3 protein-coding genes, 1 pseudogene and 1 other annotated feature are annotated in these 3,366 nt (G+C 28.8%); all 4 genes and pseudogenes read left to right on the top strand.

Going from position 1 to position 3,366, the window contains the following annotated elements:
- Positions 1-361 precede the first annotated feature (361 nt).
- The gene (locus tag C7U55_RS13330) at positions 362-1,225 is read left to right on the top strand and encodes a hypothetical protein (protein WP_106988956.1); all 864 of its coding nucleotides are present in this window, start codon (positions 362-364) and stop codon (positions 1,223-1,225) included.
- A 10-nt stretch (positions 1,226-1,235) separates the two neighbouring features.
- Complete coding sequence (locus C7U55_RS13325; RefSeq protein WP_106988955.1) at positions 1,236-1,805, top strand: histidine phosphatase family protein; 570 nt, start codon at positions 1,236-1,238, stop codon at positions 1,803-1,805.
- Between the two features lie 172 nt (positions 1,806-1,977).
- Positions 1,978-2,643 (top strand): HAD family hydrolase, encoded by a 666-nt coding sequence (locus tag C7U55_RS13320; RefSeq protein ID WP_106988954.1) that lies wholly within the window; start codon positions 1,978-1,980, stop codon positions 2,641-2,643.
- A 29-nt stretch (positions 2,644-2,672) separates the two neighbouring features.
- Positions 2,673-2,906, top strand: a binding site (T-box leader).
- A gap of 37 nt (positions 2,907-2,943) precedes the next feature.
- Positions 2,944-3,366 (top strand): annotated as a pseudogene (locus tag C7U55_RS13315) (3-deoxy-7-phosphoheptulonate synthase); the annotation flags it as partial.

Below are 3,366 nucleotides of genomic sequence, written 5' to 3'. Positions count from 1 at the left end.
CATACCGAAAACAAGGCATAGAATAGATGGGCGTAGGAATCCACCAGTAGCAAAAGGAAAAGCTGGATTTGTGACCACTAATCACTGAATCCAGCCCCTGTAGTATAGGGAATTCCTTTTCCATCGTTACAATAATGATAGGATAATATGAGATAAAAAACAACTGAAAAATTTAAAAAAATGATAAATTTTATTAGGTGCCTTTTGCGCTTTTTTTCATGTACAATTTTAATAAGATAAGCATAATAATAAAGGCACAAACTTAAGAAATAAAATCTTTCTTAAGTTCATGCCATTGGAAGATAGAAATATCTTCTTTTTATTCTTGTTTAATATGATAAAATAAGTTAGGAGGTTTTATATGAAAACAACAATACATACATTAAAAAGAGAATATAAAGACAATCAAACTTATTTAAATGAAAAACAAAATCTTTTTCAAAATTTAACTTATATGATGATTGAAAAAGAATTAAATCATAATGATATTCATATTAAACATGAAGAAGTGATGGACTACTATAAAAAATGTGAAGACATTGATGAAACCATTGCTTTCTTTGATGAAAAATATGATCAACAATTAGATAAACTTGGTGAAAAAGAAGAAATGTTTGATGATGATGCGCTTGTATTTTATATCGTTAAAGTTATTGAACATTTTGTAGACATTCATCAAATTCCTGATAAAAACTATATTGCGAGTGATTTATTAGAATTAATTCAAAAAGATCATGATTACCATGATTTACTTGAACAAACACAAAGTATCATGAAGCGTTTAATCAAAATGAAACATGAAAAAAATCAAGACTTACAAAATACGTTTAGTCCTTATGGAATCGATTTGGAACAATTTTTTACGCGTGTATTCCAAGAAATTGATTATATAGAACATCAAGTTTCTTTTCTTACAAAACTTTATTCACTTTTAAAAGAACTACAAAATGAGTATGCTCTTTCTTTAAGATATGTTGAAATTCGTATGGATGTTTTAAGCACCCTTACAAAGTATACACAAGAAAATTTAGATGAAGAAATAAAAGATATTTGTAAAAACTACCCACAATATCGTTTTATGCTTTATTATAAAATCATGACTACTTTACAACAAATTGGTGAAACTGGTTTATTGAAAAAATACTATCATGAAGTCAATGCTTGTATACCCATGAATGAAGAACAAAAAGATTTATTAGAAGTCATTCAAGAAATTTTTGGATAGGAGAATTTTTATGAAAAAAGATTTATATTTAATGAGACATGGACAAACATTATTTAATGTTAGAAGAAGAATTCAAGGATGGTGTGATTCACCATTAACTGAGTCAGGAAAACAACAAGCTTTAAAAGCTAAAGAATACTTAAAAGATATTTCTTTTGATCATTATTATAGTAGTACATCAGAAAGATGTTGCGATACGATTGAACTTATTATTGGAAACCATTATTATAAAAGATTAAAAGGATTAAAAGAAAGAAATTTTGGTTTATTTGAAGGGGAAAGTGAAGATTTAAACCCTAATTTTGATGATTTTGGTTATGATGATTTATTTCCACATTATGGTGGAGAAAGAAAAGAAGATGTACAAAAAAGATTAAAAGAAACACTTACAGATGTGATGGATAAAGAAGATCATCAAACAGTTCTTGCTCTTTCACATGCTGGTGCTTGTAGGTGTTTTCTATCCACTGTTATTGATCCTGAAGAAGTATTAAAAAGTGGAGGCCTTACTAATTGTTGTATATTACATTTTACATTTGAAAATGATACTTTTAAGTTTGTTGAAATTATTCGACCATAATAAAAAATATTGATAAAAAGTAGACTTTTTAAATCAAAAGAGGTAAAATAAATGTGAGGAAAATAGTAGAGGTTGGCTACTTCATATAAACTTACTTTTCACTTGTCATAATATAAAAAGAGAACCAACCAAGAAGAAACAGGGTAACCTGTTTTTTCTTTTAGGAGGAGTTATGGTTATTTATTTTGATTTAGACGATACACTTTATCGTTTATATGATCCTTTTTATAAAGCTTATCAAAAAGTATTTCATGAAGATCTTGATATATATGCTTTATGGAAACAAAGTAGAATCTATAGTAATGAAATTTACCCAAAATATTTAAATAAATTAATCACAAAAGATGAATTATCTATTTATCGTTTAAAAAATGCTTTTAAAGATTTTCATCAATTTATTACAAATCAACAAGCACTTGACTTTCAAAAAGTCTATGAAAATCAACAAGCACATTTAACATTATCTTATACAATGAAAGAACTTTTTAACTACTTAAAAGAAAAGAATATTTCTTATGGTATTATTACTAATGGAAAAGAAAAAACACAAATGACTAAAATCAATTCATTATTTCCAATCATTGATTTTCCTATTATAATTTCAGAAAAAGTAGGTTATCAAAAACCACAAAAAGAAATCTTTGAATTAATTCAAGAAAATGATAGTTACTATGTAGGAGATGGTTATGAAATAGATATGATGGGAGCTCATCAAGCAGGCTTAAAGACGATTTGGTATAATCATCAAAAACAAGAAAAGGATACTTCTTTTATTGATTTTGTTGTTTATAGTGATGAAGAATTATTAGAGGTAGTTAAGAAGTTAAATAATGTTTGACACTGAACACAATGTCAAGTAGAATAAACATAAATACAGTGACTAGACCTAGTAACAAGTGATTAAAACATAGAGAGTCTTTGGTTGGTGGAAAAAGATTTGGCGTCATTTGCGAATACAGCTATGAGTAGAACGTTGAAAAAGAGTAGGCGTCTCCGGTGATCACCGTTATATGATAAGAGTATGATTGTACTTGATGAGGCTTAAAGGGTGATCTTTAAGTGAAAAAAGGTGGTACCACGGGAATACAACTCGTCCTTTATGGATGAGTTTTTTTATTTATAAAGGGGGAAAATTTAAATGATTATTGTATTAAAACAAGAAGCTAAAAATGAAGATGTCACAAGAATTGAACAAGGTGTGAAAGAAAAAGGCTTAGAAGCTCATATTTCTAAAGGAGAAAATCAAACCATTATTGGACTTGTTGGCGATACCACAAAAGTAGATCCAGAATCCATTGAAGTTGATCCAGCTGTAGAAAAAGTCATGCATGTTTCAGAACCATACAAACTTGCAAATAGAGCTTTCCATCCAGAAGATTCAGTTATTGATGTTGGTGGTGTCAAAATTGGGGGAGGACACTTAGCTGTCATTGCTGGACCATGTTCTGTTGAAAGCAAGGAACAAGTCATTGAAATTGCTAAAGCAGCCAAAGCTGCCGGAGCGAATCTTTTAAGAGGAGGCGCTTTTAAACCAAGAACATCACCATATGCTTTCCAAGGA

Source organism: Faecalibacillus faecis, from assembly GCF_003024675.1.
GTDB classification, from domain to species: domain Bacteria; phylum Bacillota_I; class Bacilli_A; order Erysipelotrichales; family Coprobacillaceae; genus Faecalibacillus; species Faecalibacillus faecis.
The sequence above is the reverse complement of the archived record's forward strand: the minus strand, read 5'-3'. Positions and strand labels throughout refer to the sequence as shown.